Source organism: Neptunomonas sp. (assembly GCF_041601355.1).
Lineage (GTDB): Bacteria > Pseudomonadota > Gammaproteobacteria > Pseudomonadales > Balneatricaceae > Neptunomonas.
In genome coordinates, this window is the sequence record NZ_JBFIIH010000249.1 from 1 (window position 1) to 1,915 (window position 1,915).

General features: G+C 47.3%; 3 protein-coding genes. 1 reads left to right on the forward strand and 2 read right to left on the reverse strand.

The annotated features are described in order from the left end of the window. The first annotated feature begins 13 nt into the window (after positions 1–13). Positions 14–121: an AraC family transcriptional regulator gene (locus ABY436_RS19980; protein WP_372740679.1), complete on the forward strand. Its 108-nt coding sequence runs from the start codon at positions 14–16 to the stop codon at positions 119–121. Between the two features lie 195 nt (positions 122–316). On the opposite strand, the gene purU is transcribed toward ABY436_RS19980, so the two are convergent. Next, entirely contained in the window at positions 317–1,183 is an 867-nt protein-coding gene (gene purU, locus ABY436_RS19985) for a formyltetrahydrofolate deformylase (RefSeq protein ID WP_372740677.1), read from the reverse strand. A gap of 115 nt (positions 1,184–1,298) precedes the next feature. Continuing rightward, the coding region (locus ABY436_RS19990; protein WP_372740678.1) for a sarcosine oxidase subunit gamma at positions 1,299–1,915 on the reverse strand (617 nt) is incomplete at its 5' end.

The window sequence follows — 1,915 nt, forward strand, 5'->3', positions numbered from 1 at the left end:
AACGAATGACTCAATTACTAACATTGCTCTGGCGAGTGGTTTTGTCAGTACCAGCCACTTCAGTAATTGTTACAAAGACTATTTTGGCGTCTCTCCCACACTTGCCCGTGAAAAACGTTGAGCGTTGAAGACCCCGCAAAACAAAAAGGCCAGAAGCCTATAACCCCTCGCTGAGGTGCTCTGAGCATCGCATCTCAGATTAAAAATAGCGCAGGCTTCTGGTAATAAGTGAACAACTCTACATAAACAACGGCTATACCGACAGTGCTTTATAAACAATGCCTTTTAAACAATGCCTTTTAAACAATGCTTTACATTAGTTACTAAAAACGACGGTTCGGCTACCATTGATAAACACACGCTTTTCAATATGATGACGAACAGCATTGAACAGGGTGACACGTTCAATATCCTGCCCTTTGGATATTAAATCTTCAGGATATTGGGCATGTCCCACCGGTTGAATGCCCTGGGCAATAATAGGCCCTTCATCCAGATCGTTATTTACATAATGCGCCGTGGCCCCCACCATTTTCACGCCTTTTTCCCATGCCTGGTGATAAGGACGAGCACCTTTAAACCCCGGTAACAAAGAGTGATGAATATTGATGGCCCACCCGTCAAGATGTTCACACATCTTAGGAGATAGCACTTGCATATAGCGAGCCAGCACCACGAGTTCGATATCGTACTCTGACAATAATTTAACTATTTCAGCTTCCTGCTCAGGCTTGGTTTCACTGCTGATCGGTAAGTGGTGATAGGGAATTCCATGCCATTCAGCCAGTGGTTTAAGGTCTGGATGATTAGAAATAATCACCGGAATCTCGATATTCAGTTGTCCGGTACGGTAGCGATACAACAGATCGTTTAAACAATGATCATATTTTGATACTAAAATGGCAACACGCTGACGATGCTCCGGGCGGGTCAGCTGCCATTGCATATCGAATTCCGCTGCACTGGCGGTAAAATCTGCCTCAAACATCGCCTCAGTGAAGTCACTATTACCCGGTTGAAACTCTACCCGGATAAAGAAGCGCTGCGATACTTTGTCATCAAACGAATGTATTTCATCGATATAGTTTTTAGCATTTGCCATATATCGGGTTACCGCATCAACTGTGCCGACAATACTTGGACAGCTGGCGGTAAATATCCACGGTTTTTGTTTGTTGCTCATAACAATACCTTACTTATCAAACCGGCAGTACTTAAATAAAGAACGTAAATAACCGGCATAAAAAAAGTGAAACTGAAGAACTATCCGGGCCTTTCAGCCCGGTTTATTTCAGCTCTCAGGCTTTTACGACCAGACCAAATTCACGGCTGACTTCCTGAAGCCACAGCCAGATGTAATCTGAGAAGCTGCGTCGAATCACCAACTCAAAACGCTGCTCTCCCGTGCGGCGGATAATGGCTGAGCTCTTAGCAAACACCGTGGAAACGACTTTACCCACCGGAAACACCGTAGGGTGCAGATCAATCGGTGTACATCGTTTCAACAGCTCAACCACATCAGCACCGGACAGTTCCAACACCGTCGAACCCCCACTGCTGTTAACCAGTGAATAGTGACCGCCCATCTCATCGCGGAATTTGGATTCCACATCAAATGCTTCAAGACCCGGTACCAGGATTAACCATTCATCGGGTGACATCCAGCGTACTGAATAGCTCCCCTTCTCGACGGAGGTGAGTGGCTGCAGTGGCAACGCCATACCCAGCACGCGTTCTGCCGCGGCTAGCTGATCCGTATTTTCCGGATTAAGACGCAGCGTCAGGTGTCCCAGCAGCTTATGTTCACGCAGCTGAATCCCCCCGGCGGCGGCGCCTAACACAGTACCGGCCTTGGCCAATGATGCCAGATCCGCATGGTGCAACGGAGATTGCCCCTGTACTTCAGGGCCAGGCA

Coding starts and splice junctions, on each gene's coding strand:
- purU (WP_372740677.1), bottom strand. CDS start 1,183: ATGAGCAACAAACAAAAACCGTGGATATTTACCGCCAGCTGTCCAAGT.